Origin of the sequence: Pseudorhizobium endolithicum (assembly GCF_902153245.2) — a bacterium.
Taxonomy (GTDB): domain Bacteria; phylum Pseudomonadota; class Alphaproteobacteria; order Rhizobiales; family Rhizobiaceae; genus Neorhizobium; species Neorhizobium endolithicum.
In genome coordinates this window covers 169,660-188,624 of the sequence record NZ_CABFWF030000010.1, presented here as the reverse complement: position 1 = coordinate 188,624, position 18,965 = coordinate 169,660, and the positions used below count along the sequence as shown (strand labels likewise).

At 62.4% G+C, this 18,965-nt stretch carries 17 protein-coding genes; all 17 read left to right on the top strand.

Annotated features, from left to right (window positions below):
• Window positions 1-13: 13 nt before the first annotated feature.
• Window positions 14-1,318 (top strand): NADH-quinone oxidoreductase subunit NuoF, encoded by a 1,305-nt coding sequence (gene nuoF / locus RTCK_RS06700; RefSeq protein ID WP_142592236.1) that lies wholly within the window; start codon window positions 14-16, stop codon window positions 1,316-1,318.
• A 5-nt stretch (window positions 1,319-1,323) separates the two neighbouring features.
• A complete protein-coding gene (locus RTCK_RS06695) occupies window positions 1,324-1,989 on the top strand; it encodes a 5' DNA nuclease (RefSeq protein ID WP_142592235.1) in 666 nt (221 codons plus the stop codon).
• A 51-nt stretch (window positions 1,990-2,040) separates the two neighbouring features.
• Entirely contained in the window at window positions 2,041-4,122 is a 2,082-nt protein-coding gene (nuoG, locus tag RTCK_RS06690; RefSeq protein WP_142592234.1) for an NADH-quinone oxidoreductase subunit NuoG, read from the top strand.
• Between the two features lie 7 nt (window positions 4,123-4,129).
• A complete protein-coding gene (nuoH, locus tag RTCK_RS06685; RefSeq protein WP_142521038.1) occupies window positions 4,130-5,176 on the top strand; it encodes an NADH-quinone oxidoreductase subunit NuoH in 1,047 nt (348 codons plus the stop codon).
• A gap of 39 nt (window positions 5,177-5,215) precedes the next feature.
• Window positions 5,216-5,707 carry an NADH-quinone oxidoreductase subunit NuoI gene (nuoI, locus tag RTCK_RS06680; protein WP_052637913.1) on the top strand — a complete coding sequence of 164 codons (492 nt, stop codon included), beginning with the start codon at window positions 5,216-5,218 and terminating at the stop codon, window positions 5,705-5,707.
• Window positions 5,708-5,830: 123 nt separating this feature from the next.
• Window positions 5,831-6,445: an NADH-quinone oxidoreductase subunit J gene (locus RTCK_RS06675; protein WP_142521037.1), complete on the top strand. Its 615-nt coding sequence runs from the start codon at window positions 5,831-5,833 to the stop codon at window positions 6,443-6,445.
• A gap of 24 nt (window positions 6,446-6,469) precedes the next feature.
• Window positions 6,470-6,778 (top strand): NADH-quinone oxidoreductase subunit NuoK, encoded by a 309-nt coding sequence (gene nuoK / locus RTCK_RS06670; RefSeq protein WP_142521036.1) that lies wholly within the window; start codon window positions 6,470-6,472, stop codon window positions 6,776-6,778.
• 7 nt (window positions 6,779-6,785) lie between these two features.
• Entirely contained in the window at window positions 6,786-8,786 is a 2,001-nt protein-coding gene (nuoL, locus tag RTCK_RS06665) for an NADH-quinone oxidoreductase subunit L (protein ID WP_142592233.1), read from the top strand.
• Window positions 8,786-10,297, top strand: a complete 1,512-nt coding sequence (locus RTCK_RS06660) for an NADH-quinone oxidoreductase subunit M (protein WP_142592232.1) — start codon at window positions 8,786-8,788, stop codon at window positions 10,295-10,297. The genes nuoL and RTCK_RS06660 overlap by 1 nt, the downstream gene beginning before the upstream one ends.
• Before the next feature lie 18 nt (window positions 10,298-10,315).
• Window positions 10,316-11,758 carry an NADH-quinone oxidoreductase subunit NuoN gene (gene nuoN, locus RTCK_RS06655; RefSeq protein ID WP_142592231.1) on the top strand — a complete coding sequence of 481 codons (1,443 nt, stop codon included), beginning with the start codon at window positions 10,316-10,318 and terminating at the stop codon, window positions 11,756-11,758.
• 2 nt (window positions 11,759-11,760) lie between these two features.
• The gene (locus RTCK_RS06650) at window positions 11,761-12,531 is read left to right on the top strand and encodes a biotin--[acetyl-CoA-carboxylase] ligase (protein ID WP_142592230.1); all 771 of its coding nucleotides are present in this window, start codon (window positions 11,761-11,763) and stop codon (window positions 12,529-12,531) included.
• Window positions 12,532-12,538: 7 nt separating this feature from the next.
• A complete protein-coding gene (locus tag RTCK_RS06645) occupies window positions 12,539-14,206 on the top strand; it encodes a ribonuclease J (protein WP_142592229.1) in 1,668 nt (555 codons plus the stop codon).
• An 11-nt stretch (window positions 14,207-14,217) separates the two neighbouring features.
• The gene (gene mce, locus RTCK_RS06640) at window positions 14,218-14,622 is read left to right on the top strand and encodes a methylmalonyl-CoA epimerase (protein ID WP_142592228.1); all 405 of its coding nucleotides are present in this window, start codon (window positions 14,218-14,220) and stop codon (window positions 14,620-14,622) included.
• 77 nt (window positions 14,623-14,699) lie between these two features.
• Window positions 14,700-14,969 (top strand): DUF1467 family protein, encoded by a 270-nt coding sequence (locus RTCK_RS06635; RefSeq protein WP_142592227.1) that lies wholly within the window; start codon window positions 14,700-14,702, stop codon window positions 14,967-14,969.
• Between the two features lie 432 nt (window positions 14,970-15,401).
• Window positions 15,402-16,724, top strand: coding sequence for a proline--tRNA ligase (proS, locus tag RTCK_RS06630; RefSeq protein ID WP_142592226.1), 1,323 nt, complete (start codon window positions 15,402-15,404; stop codon window positions 16,722-16,724).
• A gap of 39 nt (window positions 16,725-16,763) precedes the next feature.
• The gene (locus tag RTCK_RS06625) at window positions 16,764-18,068 is read left to right on the top strand and encodes a lipoprotein-releasing ABC transporter permease subunit (protein ID WP_142592225.1); all 1,305 of its coding nucleotides are present in this window, start codon (window positions 16,764-16,766) and stop codon (window positions 18,066-18,068) included.
• Between the two features lie 14 nt (window positions 18,069-18,082).
• Window positions 18,083-18,766, top strand: a complete 684-nt coding sequence (locus tag RTCK_RS06620; protein WP_142521026.1) for an ABC transporter ATP-binding protein — start codon at window positions 18,083-18,085, stop codon at window positions 18,764-18,766.
• The last annotated feature ends 199 nt before the right edge of the window (window positions 18,767-18,965 follow it).

Genomic DNA, 18,965 nt, shown 5'->3' with positions numbered 1-18,965 from the left:
GATGGAATAGATCATGCTAAAAGATCAGGATCGCATCTTTACCAATATCTACGGCCTCAAGGACAAATCCCTGAAGGGGGCGATGAGCCGTGGCCATTGGGATGGCACCAAGCAGATCCTCGAGAAGGGCAGGGACTGGATCATCGAGGAGATGAAGGCGTCCGGCCTGCGTGGACGCGGCGGCGCCGGCTTCCCGACGGGGCTGAAATGGTCCTTCATGCCGAAGGAATCCGACGGTCGCCCGCACTACCTCGTCGTCAACGCCGACGAATCCGAGCCCGGTACCTGCAAGGACCGCGACATCATGCGCCACGATCCGCATACGCTGATCGAGGGCTGCGTGATCGCAAGCTTCGCCATGGGCGCGCATACGGCCTACATCTATGTCCGTGGCGAATACATCCGCGAGCGCGAGGCGCTGCAGGCCGCGATCGACGAATGTTATGATGCCGGTCTTCTCGGCAAGAACAACAAGCACGGCTGGGACATGGAAATCTACGTCCATCACGGCGCCGGGGCATACATCTGCGGCGAGGAGACGGCGCTGCTTGAAAGCCTCGAAGGCAAGAAGGGCCAGCCGCGCCTGAAGCCTCCGTTCCCGGCGAACATGGGCCTCTACGGCTGCCCGACGACGGTCAACAACGTCGAATCGATCGCCGTTGCGCCGACCATCCTGCGCCGCGGCGCCGGCTGGTTCTCCTCCATCGGCCGCCCCAACAACGTCGGCACCAAGCTGTTCATGGTATCCGGCCACGTCAACAAGCCCTGCACCTTCGAGGAAGCCATGGGCCTGTCGTTCCGCGAGATCATCGAGCGGCACTGCGGCGGCATCCGTGGCGGCTGGGACAACCTCCTGGGCGTGATCCCCGGCGGTGCTTCCTGTCCGGTCGTGCGCGGCGAGGACATGGCCGATGCCATCATGGACTTCGACGGCATGCGCGAAGTGAAGTCCTCCTTCGGCACCGGCGGCATGATCGTCATGGACAAGTCGACCGACATCATCAAGGCGATCTGGCGCATCGCGGCCTTCTTCAAGCATGAGAGCTGCGGCCAGTGCACGCCCTGCCGCGAAGGCACCGGCTGGATGATGCGCGTGCTGGAGCGCATGGTGAAGGGGAATGCCCAGAAGCGCGAGATCGACATGCTGTTCCAGGTGTCGAAGCAGATCGAAGGCCACACCATCTGCGCGCTCGGTGATGCGGCTGCATGGCCGATCCAGGGGCTGATCCGGAACTTCCGTCCCGAGATCGAGGCGCGCATCGATCGCTATACGCACAACGCCATGGCGCACGGCGCGGTCATGGAAGCAGCGGAGTAAGAAACGTGGCTAAGTCGGTGAAAGAGCAGCAGGAAGGAGCGACGACGGCAAAGCCGGCGACGGCTTCCGCCTATGCGGATTTCGCCGAAGCCATGGCGAACAATCCGCTGCTGGCGCAGTCTACCGCGGCAATGGCGGCCGCCACCGCCGTGGGTATGAGCATTGCCGGCCAGTTCGCTGGCGCCTTCTTCGGTGCGCTTCAGGGTGCGCTTGAGGCGCAGAACAGGCTTACGGGATCACCTGAACGGGGCACGGAGCAGCCTCAGGCGCCGGAGCCAAAGGAAGCCGTATCGGTACCCTCTGCGGCCGCACCTGATGGGACGCCGAAGGCGAAACGGAAGGCTGCGGCCGGCGAGACGGCGGAAGGCAGGGTCAAGCCAAAGGCGAAGACGACCGCCAACTCCGCCGTAAAGCGGCCGGCCTCCAGGTCTGGCAAGACCAAGGCGGCTGCTCGCCGTGCGGCAAGGCCGGACGCGGGCGATGACCTGAAGCAGATCGCCGGTATCGGGCCGAAGCTGGAGAAGGTCTTGAACGAGAACGGCATCACCCGGCTTGGCCAGGTCGCGGCGTGGGGCGAGGCGGACATCGCGAAGTTTGACCAGGTTCTCGGTCTCGACGGGCGCATCGCCCGGGACGATTGGGTCGGTCAGGCCAGCAAGCTGGCGAAGTAAGGATTTTCCCCGGCTGCCGCCGCGGATTGAGCACAGGACGTAAGTGAGACGATGGCAAAGCTGAAGGTCGACGGCAAGGAAATCGAGGTCCCGGATCATTTCACGCTGCTGCAGGCGTGCGAGGAGGCTGGCGCCGAGGTTCCGCGGTTCTGTTTCCACGAGCGCCTGTCGGTCGCGGGCAACTGCCGCATGTGTCTGGTCGAGGTGAAGGGCGGCCCGCCGAAGCCGGCTGCCTCCTGCGCCATGGGCGTGCGCGACATCCGCGGCGGCCCCAACGGCGAACTGCCGGAAGTTTTCACCAACACGCCGATGGTGAAGAAGGCCCGCGAAGGCGTGATGGAGTTCCTGCTGATCAACCACCCGCTGGATTGCCCGATCTGCGATCAGGGGGGCGAGTGCGACCTGCAGGACCAGGCCATGGCCTTTGGCATGGATTCCTCGCGCTACACCGAGAACAAGCGCGCCGTCGAAGACAAGTATATCGGGCCGCTCGTCAAGACGGTGATGAACCGCTGCATCCATTGCACGCGCTGCGTCCGTTTCTCCACGGAAGTGGGCGGCGTCTCGGAGCTCGGTCTGATCGGCCGTGGCGAAGATGCGGAGATCACCACCTATCTCGAGCATGCGATGACGTCTGAGCTTCAGGGCAACGTCATCGACCTCTGCCCGGTCGGCGCGCTGACCTCGCGGCCCTTCGCCTTCACTGCTCGCCCGTGGGAACTGGGCAAGACAGAGTCGATCGACGTCATGGATGCTCTCGGCTCGGCAATCCGCGTCGATACGCGCGGTCGCGAAGTCATGCGCATCATGCCGCGCGTCAACGAACTGGTGAACGAGGAGTGGATCTCCGACAAGACGCGTTTCATCTGGGACGGCCTGAAGACCCAGCGCCTCGATCGGCCCTATGTGCGTCGCGATGGGCGCCTGCAGGCTGCAAGCTGGGGCGAAGCCTTTGCCGCGATCAAGGCTGCCGTTTCGGCGACTTCCGCGGACAAGATCGGCGCGATCGCCGGCGACCTTGCTGCCGTCGAGGAGATGTATGCGCTGAAGGAACTGATCCGCTCGCTCGGCTCGGAAAACCTCGACTGCCGTCAGGACGGCGCCGCGCTTGACCCGTCGCTCGGCCGCGCGAGCTACCTCTTCAACCCGACCATCGAGGGCATCGAGCGCGCCGGCGCGCTCCTGCTGATCGGCACCAACCCGCGGCTCGAAGCGGCCGTGCTGAACGCTCGCATCCGCAAGCGCTGGCGCCGCGGCGACTTCCCGATCGGCGTGATCGGCGAAGGCGGCGAGCTGCGTTATGACTACGAATATCTCGGCTCCGGCCCGGACAGCCTGAGCGAACTGATCAACGGGTCCGGCAGCTTCATCGAAACGCTGCGCAAGGCGAAGAACCCGATGATCATCGTCGGCCAGGGCGCCCTGTCGCGCGCCGATGGTGCTGTCATTCTCAGCGCCGCCGCAAAGCTTGCAGGCTCCATCGGCGCCGTCACCGAAGAATGGAACGGCTTCGGCGTGCTGCATACGGCTGCCGCGCGCGTCGGCGGTCTGGATCTCGGCTTCGTGCCGGGTGCGAACGGCGTCGGCGCTGCCGACATGCTGGCGAACATGGACGTGCTCTTCCTGCTCGGCGCGGACGAGATGGACTTCACCCGCAAGGGCGCGAAGTTCACGGTCTATATCGGCAGCCACGGCGACAACGGCGCTCATCACGCCGACGTCATCCTGCCGGCTGCGACCTATACGGAAAAGTCCGGCACCTGGGTCAACACAGAGGGCCGGGTACAGATGGGCAATCGGGCCGGCTTCCCGCCCGGCGAGGCACGCGAGGACTGGGCGATCATCCGCGCCCTGTCGGACGTCCTCGGTAAGAAACTGCAGTTTGATTCGCTCTCCGCTTTGCGCTCGCAGCTCTATGCGGCCTACCCGCATTTCGCCGATCTGGACGAGATCGCTGTGGGCGATGTCGCTCCTGTGGCGGCTTTGGGGCAAAAAGGCGGTGAGATGAGCAAGTCGGCATTTGCTTCGCCGATCAAAGACTTCTATTTGACGAACCCGATCGCGCGGGCGTCGGCCGTGATGGCCGAATGCTCGGCGCTGGCCCGCAACAATTTCCAGGCTGCGGCGGAGTAACAGGAATATGGACGATACCTTTTTCTCGACCTATGCATGGCCGGCACTGGTGATGATCGGGCAGTCTCTGCTCGTTCTCGTCTGCCTCCTGGTCTTCATCGCCTACATCCTGTACGCCGACCGCAAGATCTGGGCGGCTGTCCAGCTTCGCCGCGGTCCGAACGTCGTCGGTCCCTGGGGCCTGTTCCAGTCTTTCGCCGACCTTTTGAAGTTCGTCTTCAAGGAGCCGATCATCCCCTCGGGCGCCAACAAGGGCGTCTTCCTGATCGCGCCGCTGGTGGCGGTGACGCTGGCGCTTGCCACCTGGGCGGTAATCCCGTTCAACGAGAACTGGGTGATCGCCAACATCAATGTCGGCATCCTGTACGTCTTCGCGATCTCCTCGCTCGAGGTCTACGGCGTCATCATGTCCGGCTGGGCGTCGAACTCGAAGTATCCGTTCCTCGGTGCGCTCCGCTCGGCTGCGCAGATGGTGTCCTACGAAGTCTCCATCGGCTTCGTGATCGTGACGGTGCTGCTCTGCGTCGGCTCGCTCAACCTGTCGGACATGGTCTTCGCGCAGAAGGACGGCCTCGGCACGATGATGGGCCTGCCGAATTCCTTCCTCGACTGGCACTGGCTGCCGCTCTTCCCGATGTTCATCGTCTTCATCATCTCGGGACTTGCCGAAACCAACCGTCCCCCCTTCGACCTTCCGGAAGCGGAGTCGGAACTGGTCGCTGGCTACATGGTCGAGTATTCCTCGGCTCCCTACATGATGCTGATGCTCGGTGAGTATGCGGCGATCCTGCTGATCTGCTCGCTGACGACGATCCTCTTCCTCGGCGGTTGGCTGCCACCGGTCGACATCTGGATCCTCAACTGGGTGCCCGGCATCGTCTGGTTCATCCTGAAGGTCATCCTCATCTTCTTCGTCTATTCGATGGTGAAGGCCTTCGTGCCCCGCTACCGCTACGACCAGCTGATGCGGCTGGGCTGGAAGATCTTCCTTCCGCTCTCGCTCGCCATGGTCATCATTACCGCATTCGTGCTCAAGCTGATGGGGTGGGCGTAACATGGCCCGCCTTCAGCTGAGCCTCATTGGAGAATAACGATGGCAAGTCTGACACAAGCGGTCAGTTCGCTATTCCTGAAGGAGTTCGTCGGCGCCTTCTTCCTGTCGATGCGCTACTTCTTCAAGCCCAAAGCGACGGTGAACTACCCGTTCGAGAAGAACCCGGTTTCACCGCGCTTCCGCGGTGAGCACGCCCTGCGGCGTTATCCGAACGGCGAAGAGCGCTGCATTGCCTGCAAGCTGTGCGAAGCGATCTGTCCCGCCCAGGCGATCACCATCGAAGCCGGCCCGCGCCGCAACGATGGCACCCGCCGCACGGTCCGCTATGACATCGACATGGTGAAGTGCATCTATTGCGGCTTCTGCCAGGAGGCGTGCCCGGTCGACGCGATCGTCGAAGGACCGAACTTCGAGTTCTCCACCGAGACACGCGAGGAGCTCTACTACGACAAGGCGCGGCTGCTGGAGAATGGCGACCGCTGGGAACGCGAAATCGCGCGCAACATGGCGCAGGACGCACCCTACCGGTGACGCAATGGCCACCCGATGGGAGTGGCCAAAGACATGGCAGGTTACTTTCCGGCACGCCGCTGGCGGCCGGATCAAGCGGGGCGAGGCAGATGCCGGTCCCGATGAGGACGAAAAGGCACCACGATGGGTCTGCAGGCTGTTTTCTTCTATCTCTTTGCGTTCGTCGCGGTGGCGTCGGCCTTCATGGTCATCTCGTCGCGGAACCCGGTTCACTCCGTGCTCTTCCTGATCTTGGTGTTCTTCAATGCGGCCGGCCTCTTCCTGCTGACGGGCGCCGAGTTCCTGGCGATGATCCTGCTCGTCGTCTACATCGGCGCGGTCGCGGTGCTCTTCCTCTTCGTCGTGATGATGCTCGACATCGACTTCGCCGAACTGCGGGCAGGGGTACTGCAATATGCGCCGGTCGGAATCCTGGTCGGCCTGATCGTCGCGGCCGAGCTGATCGTCGTGATCGGCGGCAGCGTCCTGACGCCGCAGGCCGCCGAGGCGATCACCATGCCGATCCCGAACCCGGCCGAGCGGACCAATACGGCGGCGCTCGGGGACGTGCTCTATACGAACTACGTCTACTTCTTCCAGATCGCGGGCCTCGTGCTGCTGGTCGCCATGATCGGCGCCATCGTGCTGACGCTGCGCCATCGCACCCACATCAAGCGCCAGGACGTCTCCAGGCAGGTTGCGCGCACACCCGAGACCGCCATCGAGGTGGTCAAGGTCAAGTCGGGCCAGGGTCTCTGAGGTAGGCGAAGAAGGAATTTGGACATGGAAATCGGTCTCTCCCATTACCTCACGGTCAGCGCGATCCTCTTCATCCTCGGCGTCTTCGGGATCTTCCTGAACCGCAAGAACGTCATCATCATCCTGATGTCGATCGAGCTGATCCTGCTGTCGGTCAACCTCAACATGGTGGCCTTCTCCTCCTACCTGAACGACATCGTCGGCCAGGTCTTCGCACTGTTCATTCTGACCGTGGCGGCCGCCGAAGCGGCGATCGGTCTTGCAATTCTCGTCGTCTTCTACCGCAACCGCGGCTCGATCGCGGTCGAAGACGTCAACATGATGAAGGGCTGATCAGGTCATGATCTACAAGGCAATCGTCTTCCTTCCCCTGATCGGCTTCCTGATCGCCGGCCTGTTCGGCCGATCGATCGGCGCAAAGGCTTCGGAATACATCACCAGCGGCCTGATGGTGATCGTCGCCGTCCTCTCCTGGATCGTGTTCTTCAACGTCGCGATGGCGCATGGCGAAGGCCATGAGGTCATCAAGGTTGAGGTCCTGCGATGGATCCAGTCCGGCGGCATCGACATCGAATGGGCATTCCGGATCGACACGCTGACGGCCGTGATGTTCGTCGTCGTCAACACGGTCTCCTCGCTCGTGCACATCTACTCGATCGGCTACATGCACCATGATCCGCATCGGCCGCGGTTCTTTGCCTATCTGTCGCTGTTCACCTTCGCCATGCTGATGCTGGTGACCTCCGATAACCTGGCGCAGATGTTCTTCGGCTGGGAAGGCGTGGGCCTTGCCTCGTATCTGCTAATCGGTTTCTGGTACAAGAAGCCCTCCGCCTCCGCTGCGGCCATGAAGGCCTTCATCGTCAACCGCGTCGGTGACTTCGGCTTCCTGCTCGGCATTGCCGGCATCTTCATGCTGTTCGGATCGCTGAACTTCGAGACCATCTTCGCCACGGCCGCGACCTATCTGCCGGCCGAGGGTGCTGCAGAAGGTGGCGACGTCATCGCTAGCATCTTCGGCATGGAACTGACACGCTACGGCGCCCTGACCTTGATCTGCCTGCTGCTCTTTATGGGCGCGATGGGCAAGTCCGCGCAGTTCCTGCTGCACACCTGGCTGCCCGACGCGATGGAAGGCCCGACCCCGGTCTCGGCTCTCATCCACGCCGCGACCATGGTCACCGCCGGCGTCTTCCTCGTCGCCCGCATGTCGCCGATCTTCGAACTGTCGCCGGATGCGCTGCTGTTCGTCACCATCATCGGTGCGATCACCGCCTTTTTCGCGGCGACCGTCGGGCTCGTCCAGAACGACATCAAGCGCGTGATCGCCTATTCCACCTGCTCGCAGCTCGGCTACATGTTCGTGGCTCTGGGGGTAGGGGCCTATGGCGCGGCCATCTTCCACCTCTTCACGCATGCCTTCTTCAAGGCGCTGCTGTTCCTTGGCGCCGGTTCCGTCATCCATGCAGTCGATGGCGAGCAGGACATGCGCTACATGGGCGGGCTGCGCAAGCACATCCCCGTCACCTTCTGGATGATGACGATCGGCACGCTGGCACTCACCGGCGTTGGTATCCCCGGTACGATGTTCGGCTTCGCCGGCTTCTTCTCCAAGGACGTGATCATCGAGTCCGCCTTTGCGTCGCATTCTGCTGCTGCGGGCTTTGCCTTCACGCTGCTGGTCATCGCGGCTTTGTTCACGAGCTTCTATTCGTGGCGGCTGGCGTTCCTCACCTTCTTCGGCAAGCCCCGGGCGTCGGCCGACGTGATGCATCACGTCCATGAATCGCCGCAGGTGATGCTCGTACCTCTCTATATCCTGGCCATTGGTGCGATCGCCGCCGGCTTCCTGTTCGAAGGCTACTTCTTCGGCCACCACTATGCCGACTTCTGGAAGGGCGCGCTGTTCACCCTGCCGGAGAACCAGATCCTCGAGGAGTTCCACCACGTGCCGCTGCTCGTGAAGTGGAGCCCGTTCATCGCCATGGCGGTCGGCTTCGTCACGGCCTGGTACATGTACATCAAGTCGCCGGACACGCCGCGCCGCCTGGCCGAGTCGCAGAAGTTGCTCTACGAGTTCCTGCTCAACAAGTGGTACTTCGACGAGATCTACGACTTCCTTTTCGTACGTTCTGCAAAAGCGCTCGGCCGCTTCCTCTGGAAGAAGGGTGACATCGGCGTCATCGACGCCTACGGCCCGAACGGCGTTGCCGCCCGTGTCGTCGATGTGACCCGCAGCGTCGTGCGCCTGCAGTCCGGCTACCTTTATCACTATGCGTTCGCGATGCTGATCGGCGTCGCCGCCCTCGTCACCTGGATGATGCTCGGGAGCTCAATGTAATGACCGACTGGCCAATTCTCTCGACGGTCACCTTCCTGCCGCTCGTTGGCGTGCTGCTCCTGCTGCTGACACGCGAAGACAGCCCCTATGGGCGTCGCAACATCCTGAACGTCTCGCTGCTGACGACGGTCTTCACCTTCGTGGTGTCGCTTTTCATCTGGATCGGGTTCGACAACTCGAACCCTGGCTTCCAGATGGTCGAGAAGAGCCCCTGGCTCGGCACGGGCATCTCCTATCATCTCGGGGTGGACGGCATCTCCATGCTGTTCGTCATCCTGACGACCTTCCTGATGCCCTTCTGCGTGCTCGCCAGCTGGCATTCCGTCGAGAAGCGCCTAAAGGAATACATGATCGCCTTCCTCCTTCTGGAAGTCGTCATGGTCGGCGTGTTCGTCGCGCTCGACATCGTGCTCTTCTATGTCTTCTTTGAAGCAACCCTGATTCCGATGTTCATCATCATCGGTGTCTGGGGCGGCAAGGATCGCGTCTACGCCTCCTACAAGTTCTTCCTCTATACGCTCGCCGGCTCGCTACTGATGATGCTCGCCATCATGGCCATGTACTGGCAGGCGGGCACCACCGACATCGTGGAACTCCTGAAATATGATTTCCCGGCAAACCTGCAGACGTGGCTGTGGCTCGCCGCCTTCGCCGCCTTTGCGGTGAAGATGCCGATGTGGCCGGTGCACACGTGGCTTCCGGACGCGCACGTGCAGGCGCCGACGGCAGGTTCGGTCATCCTGGCAGGCGTCATGCTGAAGCTCGGCGGCTACGGCTTCATCCGTATTTCACTTGCCATGTTCCCGCTGGCATCGGATTACTTCGCACCCTTCGTCTTTACGCTGTCCGTGATGGCCATCATCTATACCTCGCTGGTCGCGATGATGCAGGACGACATCAAGAAGCTGATCGCCTATTCCTCCGTTGCCCACATGGGCTTCGTGACCATGGGCATCTTCGCCGGGAACATGCAGGGCGTGCAGGGCGCAATCTTCCAGATGCTGTCGCACGGCATCGTCTCGGGCGCGCTCTTTCTCTGCGTCGGCGTGATCTATGACCGTCTCCATACCCGGGAGATCGCGGCGTATGGTGGCCTGGTCAACAACATGCCGAAATATGCAGTCGCCTTCATGGTCTTCACGATGGCGAATGTCGGCTTGCCTGGCACCTCCGGCTTCGTCGGCGAGTTCCTGACGGTGATCGGGGTCTTCCAGGTCAACACCTGGGTAGCGCTCTTTGCGGCGACCGGCGTCATCCTGTCGGCCTCCTATGCGCTCTGGCTCTACCGCCGCGTGATTTGGGGCGCCCTGGAGAAGGAAAGCCTCAAGGGGCTTCTGGACCTGACGGCCCGAGAAAAGCTGATCCTCTATCCGCTGGTCGCGCTGACCATCTTCTACGGTATCTATCCGGCACCGATCTTCGATGCGACGGCTGCCTCGGTGGACCTGCTTGTCAACAACTACGCCGCCGCCCTGCAGGCAGCGCAAGACCTTGCACTGACAGTGCACTGAGACGGGACATAACTGGACATGAGCTCTGAACTCTTCCTCGCTAGCCTGCAGCTGTCCATGCCGGAGATCATTCTGGCAGTGGGGGCACTGGCCCTTCTCATGATCGGGGTCTTCTCCGGTGACCGATCCGCTCCGACCGTGACGGGCCTGGCCGTGGCGCTGATCATTGCGGCGGGTCTCTGGCTGGTGCTGGTGCCCGGTGACGGAGAGGCCTATGGCGGCGCCTTCCTGCTCGATCCCTTCGCGCGCTTCATGAAGGTCGTGGCCCTGATCGGCTCCGTCACGGCGATGATCATGACCGTGGGGCATGCGCGTTCCGAGCAGCTCGACCGCTTCGAGTTCCCGGTCCTGATGGTCCTTGCGACGCTCGGCATGATGCTGCTGATCTCCGCCAACGACCTGCTGGCGCTCTATCTCGGCCTCGAACTGATGTCGCTGTCCCTCTATGTCTGCGCCGCCATCAACCGCGACAGCCTCCGCTCGACGGAATCCGGCCTGAAATACTTCGTGCTCGGCTCGCTCTCGTCCGGCATGCTGCTCTATGGCTGCTCGCTGGTCTACGGCTTCACCGGCAATACCGGCTTCGATGAAATCGCCGCCGTCCTTTCGGCCGATACCCGGTCGCTGGGCCTCGTCTTCGGCCTCGTCTTCGTGCTGGCCGGCGTCTGCTTCAAGATTTCCGCCGTTCCCTTCCACATGTGGACGCCGGACGTCTATGAAGGGGCACCGACACCGGTGACGGCCTTCTTCGCAGCCGGCCCCAAGGTCGCCGCCATGGCGATCCTCGTGCGGGTCGTCTCGGAAGCCTTCATGCCGATCGTTGCCGACTGGCAGCAGATCCTCGTCTTCGTGTCGATCGCATCCATGATGCTCGGCTCCTTTGCCGCCATCGGCCAGCGTAACATCAAGCGCCTGATGGCCTATTCGTCGATCGGCCACATGGGCTTTGCGCTCGTGGGTCTCGCCGCGGGCACCGAGACCGGCGTTTCCGGCGTGATCCTCTATATGCTCATATACATGGTGATGACGCTCGGCACCTTCGCCTGCATCATGGCGATGCGCCGCAAGGAAGGCGAGAACGTCGAGAATGTCGACGATCTTGCAGGCCTTGCCGCCACGAAGCCGTTCATGGCTGTCGTCCTGACCGCGCTGATGTTCTCCATGGCGGGCATTCCCCCGCTGGCAGGCTTCTTCGCGAAGTACTTCGTCTTCGTCGCGGCCATCGAGGCGAAGCTCTACGCCCTTGCCATCATCGGTGTCCTGACCTCGGTGGTCGGCGCCTACTACTATCTGCGCATCGTCAAGCTGATGTGGTTCGATGAAGCAACCGGCGAGTTCGCCCGGATCGCGGGTGAACTCCGGCTCGTCTTCAGCCTGTCCGGCCTGTTCGTGACAGCCTATGTTCTCTTCGGCGGCCCGGTCGGCACCGCGGCGAACGCTGCCGCGAAATCCTTCTTCTGAGGATGGCAAGCACAAGGGAACGCTTCTCGCTGGAGGCGTTCCGCCACGAAGCGCTGGGGGACGTCGGTTCCACCAACACGGAGTGCCTTGCCCGCGCTCGCGCCGGTGATCCCGGCAACCTTTGGCTGACGGCCGCGCGGCAAATCAGCGGCCGCGGGCGGCGAGGCCGGGTGTGGACATCGGAGCCCGGCAACCTCCATGCCTCGCTCCTGCTTCTCGATCCCGCGCCGATGGAGCGGTTGGGATCGCTGCCGCTTGCTGTTGCGCTTGCCGTTCATGCCGCGATCCGTGCCGTACTGCCACCCGGCGCGGAGCCGCTTGAAGTAAAGTGGCCGAACGATATCCTGATCGGACGCCGGAAGACCTGCGGCATTCTCATGGAAGGCGAACGGCTGCCCGATGGACGGTATGCCCTGGTCATCGGCACCGGTATCAACATCCGGCACATGCCACAGGATGCACCATACGGGGTCACTCGCCTTGAGGATCACGGATGCCACGCATCTCCGGATGAGATTTTCGCTCACCTTTTCAAGGAAATGGCGGAGGTTCTGGAATCCTGGGATGAAGGTCGCGGCATCGGCGAAATCAGCCGCCGGTGGCTGGATGTCGCCTGCGGCGTCGGCGAGCAGATCACCGTCAACCTTGCAGACCGCTCGCTGGCCGGACGGTTTGGCGGCATTGACGAACAGGGGCTGTTGAAGCTCGAGACCGGCGGCGGGCAGATGTTGTCGATCGCAGCCGGTGATGTATTCTTCGCACGAACGGAATAAGGACGTTATGGCCAAACAGGAAGAACTGGTGTTTCTGCCGCTCGGCGGTGTCGGCGAGATCGGCATGAACCTGGCGCTCTATGGATATGGACCGCCGGGCAAGCGCCAGTGGATCATGGTCGACTGCGGGGTGACCTTTGCCGGCCCCGAATTGCCGGGTGTGGACCTTGTCCTGCCGGATATCCGTTTCCTCGCCAACGAACGGAACAACCTCAAGGGCATCATCATCACCCATGCCCACGAGGATCACTACGGCGCGCTCAACGAACTGTGGCCGGGTCTCAACGTGCCGGTCTACGCTTCCGCCTTCACGGCCGGCCTGCTGGAGGCGAAGCGGAATTTCGAGGGCACGCGCGCGGACATTCCCGTGACGCCCTTCAAGGCCGGCGACAGGATCACGGTCGGGCCGTTCGACGTCGAGGCGGTCGCCGTCAACCACTCCATTCCCGAACCCATGTCGCTGGTCATCCGCACGCCGCTCGGCAATGTGGTGCATACCGGAGACTGGAAGATCGACGAGGCCCCGTCTCTCGGTCCGTTGACGGACGAGGCGCGGTTCCGGGCGGTCGGCGACGAGGGCGTGCTGGCGTTGATGTGCGATTCCACCAATGCCGAACGCGACGGCGTGTCGCCCTCGGAGGAGGAGGTCTCGGAGGGACTGCGCAAGATCATCGAAAGTGCCGAAGGCAGGGTGGCCATCACGACCTTCTCGTCGAATGTCGGCCGTATCCGGTCGATCGCACATGCGGCACATGCCGCCGGCCGGGAAGTCCTGCTGCTCGGCAGTTCGATGAAGCGCGTCGTCAACGTCGCCCGTGATATCGGACTGATGGAGGGCATCAAGCCGTTCATCGCCGAAGACGAGTATGGTTACATACCGCGCGACCGCGTTGTGGTCGTCCTGACCGGAAGCCAGGGAGAGCCGCGGGCGGCACTGGCCAAGATTGCTCGAGACGAGATGCGAAACGTAGCGCTGGCCGCGGGCGACACGGTGGTCTTTTCATCGCGTACGATCCCCGGCAATGAGAAAGCCATCCTCGAGATCAAGAATGGCCTGATCGACCAGGGCGTGCATATCGTCACCGACAATGATGCGCTCGTTCACGTTTCGGGTCATCCCCGCCGCAACGAGCTGCTCAGGATGTATGAGTGGACCCGTCCGCAGATCCTGGTGCCGGTCCACGGCGAGGCGGCGCATCTGACCGCGCAGGCGGAACTGGGCGGGCAGGCCGGCATTCCGACGATTCCGAGGGTCCGCAACGGCGACATGTTGCGCCTCGCTCCCGGCCCGGCCGAAGTCATCGACCAGGTCGCGCACGGCCGGATATTCAAGGATGGAAAGCTGATCGGCGATCTGGAAGAGATGGGGATCGGCGACCGCCGCAAGCTCGCCTATGTGGGCCACGTCTCGGTGAATGTTCTTCTCGACAGCCGCTATGATTTCCTCGGCGACCCCGACCTGGTGGCTTTCGGACTGCCGGAGTTCGACGAGGAAGGCGAGGATATGGAGGATACGCTCTACGACGCCGTGCTCGGCGCGGTGGAGAGCATCCCCCGCGGCCGCCGCAAGGACCTGGAGACCTTGCGGGAGGCAATCCGCCGCGCGGTCCGTTCCGCGGCCAACGAGGCCTGGGGAAAGAAGCCGGTCGTCACGGTATTCGTCAACAAGGTCTAACGGAGGAGGCCATGCTCGGCCGGATCAATCACATTGCCATCGCCGTGCCGGACCTCGCGCGCGCGACGGCCACCTACCGGGATGTGCTGGGCGCACGGGTATCGCAACCGCAGGCGCTGCCTGAGCATGGGGTGAGCGTCGTCTTCGTAGAGCTCGACAACACCAAGGTCGAACTGCTGGAGCCGCTCGGTGCGGATTCGCCGATCAGATCGTTCCTGGAAAAGGCGCCAACCGGCGGCATGCACCATATCTGCTACGAAGTGGAGGATATCCTCGCGGCCCGCGACCGCCTGAAGGCGAGCGGCCTTCGCGTGCTTGGCGATGGCAACCCAAAAATAGGTGCCCATGGCAAGCCGGTTCTCTTCCTCCACCCCAAGGACCTCGACGGAACGCTCGTGGAAATTGAAGAGGTGTGACACTCCGCGCCTGCCGGGTCATTTGAGGTGACCGATCTTTGCCGCTATAAGCGGCGCAGTCCCTGCAGGAAGCCCTCATGTCACTGTTGTCGATCTTTGCCGTCTATTTCATCATCTGGTGGATAACCCTGTTCGCGGTTCTGCCGCTCGGCATGCGGTCGCAGGGGGACGAGGGAGACGTGACGCTGGGGACGGTTGAAAGCGCGCCCGCGCGGTTCCGGGCAGGACGCGTTCTGCTTCTGACGACGCTGATCTCCGCCGCAATCTATGCGGCCTGGTTCGCGGCCTCGAACTACTTCGGCATCAGCCTGGGCAATCTTCCGCGGATCGTGCCGCAGTTCGACTAAGGCGGCGCGGGAGGTCAAAAAAAAACAAGGCCATGAGGCCTTGTTCCAGTTTCGCGTGATCCTTAACCGTTGCCGGGGCTGCGACGAGCGCGCCTAAGATCTTATCCTCCCAAGACTTGACCGCGAAGCAGCAAGAATTTGATCTCCTTGCCTCTTTTATGGGCTGAAGCTAGCCTAAAGATTGGGCCTTGTCATCTGCTTTTTTTGTATTTTTGCGACAGTTGAACATTATTTTGCTGTTGACGAAAATGTCGCAGGCTTGCCACAAAATGCCTCCTTTCCAGCATCACGCATTCCGCGCGCCCGTCGTGACCGTTCTCAACCGGCTTGCCGGGCCGGGTTCCCTTGACCGGGTGAAACGGCTATGAACGCTGCGAAACCCGCTGCAAACATGCGATTCCCCTCAAGGACATCGAAACCTCGGAAAACCTCATGCGCCTATCCCGCTATTTCATGCCGATCCTCAAGGAAAATCCGAAGGAAGCGGAGATCGTATCCCACCGACTGATGTTGCGGGCGGGCATGATCCGCCAGCAGGCGCAGGGGATCTATTCCTGGCTTCCGCTCGGCAAGCGCGTCCTTGACAAGGTAAACCGGATCATCCGCGAGGAGCAGGACCGCTCCGGCGCCATAGAGCTTCTGATGCCGACGCTGCAGTCCGCCGATCTCTGGCAGGAGAGCGGTCGCTACGACGACTACGGCAAGGAGATGCTGCGCATCAAGGACCGGCAGGATCGTCCTCTCCTCTACGGGCCGACGAACGAGGAGATGATCACCGACATCTTCCGCTCCTATGTGAAGTCCTACAAGAGCCTGCCGCTCAACCTCTACCATATCCAGTTGAAGTTCCGCGACGAGATCCGTCCGCGCTTCGGCACGATGCGCTCGCGCGAGTTTCTGATGAAGGATGCCTATTCCTTCGATCTTACCCGCGAAGACGCCATCCATTCCTATAACAAGATGTTCGTGGCCTATCTGCGCACGTTCGCGCGCATGGGGCTGCGCGCCATCCCGATGCGGGCCGATACGGGCCCGATCGGCGGCAACCACAGCCACGAATTCATCATCCTGGCCGAGACCGGCGAGTCGGAAGTCTTCAGCCACAAGGATTTCGTCAATTTCGCCATTCCCTCCGCGGAGACGAACTTCGACGACGTCGCCGGCCTGCAGGCGATCTTCGACAAATGGACCTCCCTCTACGCCGCGACATCGGAGATGCACGACGAAGCGGCGTTCGACGCCATTCCGGAAGGTGACCGCCTTTCTGCCCGCGGCATCGAGGTCGGCCACATCTTCTATTTCGGCACCAAATATTCAGAGCCGATGGGCGCCAGGGTGCAGGGGCCGGACGGCAAGGAGCACCTTGTCCACATGGGGTCCTACGGGATCGGACCGACGCGCCTTGTTCCCGCCATCATCGAAGCTTCGCATGACGAGAACGGAATCATCTGGCCGGCATCCGTGGCGCCCTTCGACGTCGTCGTCATCAACATGAAGGCGGGGGACGAGGCTTGCGACGGGCTTTGCGACCGGCTCTATGACGGTCTGGGCAAGGCGGGCAAGGATGTCCTCTACGACGACACCGACGACCGGGCCGGCACCAAGTTCGCCACCGCCGATCTGATCGGCGTGCCGGTGCAGATCATCGTCGGGCCGCGCTCGGCTGCGAATGGCGAAGTCGAGGTGAAGGACCGCAAGACCGGCGCGCGCGAAGTCATGACTCTCGAAGCGGCCATGAACAAGCTGCTCGCCTGAGGCGGGTGACGGGATGAAGGCGAGAGGCTGAGGACGGGAATGGCGAGCGTTGCGGAGGCGCAGACAAACAAGGCGGCACGCGGACCGTCCGCGGGGCCTTTCTCCGCTTTCGAGCGGATGGTCGCCTGGCGCTACCTGCGCTCCCGCCGCAAGGAAGCCTTCATCTCGGTGATCGCGGGCTTCTCGTTCATCGGGATCATGCTGGGGGTCGCCACGCTGATCATCGTCATGGCGGTGATGAACGGTTTTCGGACCGAGCTGATCTCCCGCATTCTCGGCATCAACGGCCACATGATCGTCCAGCCCGTCGACGGACCGCTGACGGATTACGCGGATCTGACGGTCAAGTTCCAGGGCGTGCCCGGTGTGCGCATGGCGCTTCCGCTGGTCGAGGGGCAGACGCTCGCTTCCGGCCAGGGTGGCGCCGGCTCCGGCGCGCTCGTCCGGGGCGTGCGACCGGAGGATCTGGAAAAGCTGCATGAAGTCGCGGGCAACATCAAGCAGGGCGACATCATCGGCTTTGCCTCGGGCCAGGGCGTGCTGGTCGGTTCCCGTCTGGCGGCTTCGCTGGGTCTCTCGGCCCGAGACGACATCACGCTGATCTCTCCTGAGGGCGATGTGACACCGATGGGCGTCAATCCGCGGGTCAAATCCTATCCGGTCTCCGGCGTCTTCGAGATCGGCATGTCGGAATACGACGCCACGATGATCTTCATGCCGCTGGAGGAAGCGCAGCTTTATTTCAACGCGGACGGCCTGGTGCAGTCGATCGAGCTGTTCGTCGACAATCCGGAAGGGGTCGACGGATTGCGTCCGCTGGTCGAGGCTGCGGCGGGGCGGCAGATCCACATCACCGATTGGCGCCAGCGCAACCAGACCTTCTTCTCCGCGCTGCAGGTCGAGCGGAACGTCATGTTCATGATCCTCACATTGATCGTGCTGGTGGCGGCGCTCAACATCATTTCCGGCCTCATCATGCTGGTGAAGGACAAGGGAAGCGATATCGCCATTCTGCGCACCATGGGCGCGAGTTCCGGTGCCGTCATGCGGATATTCTTCATGACAGGGGCGGCGATCGGCACCGTCGGCACGCTCGCCGGCGTCGTGCTCGGCGTCATCGTCTGCCTCAACATCGAATCCATCCGGCAGTTCTTCTCCTGGCTCTCGGGTACCGTGCTGTTCGATCCGGAACTTTACTTCCTGAGTCAGCTTCCGGCCGAGATGAGTTTCAGCGAGACGCTGTCCGTGGTCCTGATGGCGCTGACGCTTTCCTTCATCGCCACCATCTTTCCCGCCTGGCGCGCCTCCAAGCTCGACCCGGTTCAAGCCCTCAGATACGAATAGGATTGCATCGGTTCATGGCAGCCAGGACAGTGCTGAAGCTCTCGGGCGTCGAAAGGCATTACGGCCAGGGCGAAACGACGCTTTCGATCCTGAAGGGAGCGGATTTCGAATTGCGGAGCGGCGAGATCGTCGCCCTTGTGGCGCCGTCCGGCACCGGCAAATCAACGCTCCTCCACCTTGCAGGGCTTCTCGAGCATCCCGACGGAGGCGAGGTCTTCGTGGGCGGGCATCCGTGCAACGGGCTGCCCGACGATGATCGCACCGCGATCCGCCGCAGCGAGATCGGCTTCGTGTACCAGTTCCACCACCTGCTTCCGGAGTTCACGGCGCTCGAAAACATCATGATGCCGCAGCTCATCGCCGGGCTTGGCGAGAAGGAGGCGCGGGAGCGGGCAAGCCAGCTTCTGGACTACATGCGGATCGGCCACCGCGCCGACCACCGCCCGGCGGAGCTCTCCGGCGGCGAGCAGCAGCGGGTCGCCATCGCTCGCGCGGTCGCCAATGCACCGCGTATCCTGCTCGCCGACGAGCCGACCGGCAACCTCGACCCCGAGACCGCATCCTACGTGTTCGACGCCTTGGAGGCGCTGGTGAAGCAGTCGGGCCTGGCCGCGCTCATCGCCACCCACAATCACGAACTCGCCGCACGCATGGATCGGCGGGTGACGATCGATGGCGGGAAGGTCGTCGACTTCTAACACCTGGATGTCTTAACCCCCTGTTTACCGAGGCTGCCGGCGACGGCGGCCTTTTTCGTTCCTGTTCCGTTTCGTACTTGACGAAAGGTACAAAATGAGAACAAAATAAAAACATAAAGGAACAAGGGAGACGACCATGACTGATCTCATTCGGGACATTGCCGCATTCGCTTCCATTGCAACCTTCGTTGCGAGCATT

Excerpts from the sequence above, each read along its gene's own strand:
- nuoF (WP_142592236.1), top strand. The coding sequence starts at position 14 with ATGCTAAAAGATCAGGATCGCATCTTTACCAATATCTACGGCCTCAAG.
- nuoG (WP_142592234.1), top strand. The coding sequence starts at position 2,041 with ATGGCAAAGCTGAAGGTCGACGGCAAGGAAATCGAGGTCCCGGATCAT.
- nuoH (WP_142521038.1), top strand. The coding sequence starts at position 4,130 with ATGGACGATACCTTTTTCTCGACCTATGCATGGCCGGCACTGGTGATG.
- nuoI (WP_052637913.1), top strand. The coding sequence starts at position 5,216 with ATGGCAAGTCTGACACAAGCGGTCAGTTCGCTATTCCTGAAGGAGTTC.
- RTCK_RS06675 (WP_142521037.1), top strand. The coding sequence starts at position 5,831 with ATGGGTCTGCAGGCTGTTTTCTTCTATCTCTTTGCGTTCGTCGCGGTG.
- nuoK (WP_142521036.1), top strand. The coding sequence starts at position 6,470 with ATGGAAATCGGTCTCTCCCATTACCTCACGGTCAGCGCGATCCTCTTC.
- nuoL (WP_142592233.1), top strand. The coding sequence starts at position 6,786 with ATGATCTACAAGGCAATCGTCTTCCTTCCCCTGATCGGCTTCCTGATC.
- RTCK_RS06660 (WP_142592232.1), top strand. The coding sequence starts at position 8,786 with ATGACCGACTGGCCAATTCTCTCGACGGTCACCTTCCTGCCGCTCGTT.
- nuoN (WP_142592231.1), top strand. The coding sequence starts at position 10,316 with ATGAGCTCTGAACTCTTCCTCGCTAGCCTGCAGCTGTCCATGCCGGAG.
- RTCK_RS06650 (WP_142592230.1), top strand. The coding sequence starts at position 11,761 with ATGGCAAGCACAAGGGAACGCTTCTCGCTGGAGGCGTTCCGCCACGAA.
- RTCK_RS06645 (WP_142592229.1), top strand. The coding sequence starts at position 12,539 with ATGGCCAAACAGGAAGAACTGGTGTTTCTGCCGCTCGGCGGTGTCGGC.
- mce (WP_142592228.1), top strand. The coding sequence starts at position 14,218 with ATGCTCGGCCGGATCAATCACATTGCCATCGCCGTGCCGGACCTCGCG.
- RTCK_RS06635 (WP_142592227.1), top strand. The coding sequence starts at position 14,700 with ATGTCACTGTTGTCGATCTTTGCCGTCTATTTCATCATCTGGTGGATA.
- proS (WP_142592226.1), top strand. The coding sequence starts at position 15,402 with ATGCGCCTATCCCGCTATTTCATGCCGATCCTCAAGGAAAATCCGAAG.
- RTCK_RS06625 (WP_142592225.1), top strand. The coding sequence starts at position 16,764 with ATGGCGAGCGTTGCGGAGGCGCAGACAAACAAGGCGGCACGCGGACCG.
- RTCK_RS06620 (WP_142521026.1), top strand. The coding sequence starts at position 18,083 with ATGGCAGCCAGGACAGTGCTGAAGCTCTCGGGCGTCGAAAGGCATTAC.